We start from the raw sequence: 409 nt of genomic DNA, 5'->3' as shown, positions 1-409 counted from the left end.
GTATGGTGCAGGTCAGGGGTTGTTGGCGGCACTGGCTGGCGCCGAGTATGTTGCCCCTTATATTAACCGTCTGGATGCCCAGGGCGGTGACGGCATCGAGATGGTTCATGAGCTGCAACAGCTGTTAACGCTGCATGCACCGAATGCACTGGTGCTGGCAGCCAGTTTTAAAACGCCGCGTCAGGCGCTGGAATGCTTGCTGGCGGGCTGTCAGGCCATCACGTTACCGGTTGACGTGGCAGAGCAATTTCTTGCGGCCCCAGCGGTGCAGGCGGCGGTAGAGAAATTCGAGCAGGACTGGCAGGGTGCGTTTGGAACAAACTTGTTGAACTGAGCCGTGTGAAATAAGCAAAGAAAAGGGCGCCGCAGCGCCCTGATTAACAAAACATACATTCAGCCGTTCTCACGC

At 56.7% G+C, this 409-nt stretch carries 1 protein-coding gene; it reads left to right on the top strand.

The window, feature by feature from the left end:
• Positions 1-334: transaldolase family protein (locus tag GO615_RS28265; protein WP_281358767.1), on the top strand; the 334-nt coding region annotated here is incomplete at its 5' end.
• Positions 335-409: the final 75 nt, after the last annotated feature.

The sequence above is a fragment of the Aromatoleum evansii genome (assembly GCF_012910805.1).
GTDB lineage: Bacteria > Pseudomonadota > Gammaproteobacteria > Burkholderiales > Rhodocyclaceae > Aromatoleum > Aromatoleum evansii.
The sequence above is the reverse complement of the archived record's forward strand: the minus strand, read 5'-3'. Positions and strand labels throughout refer to the sequence as shown.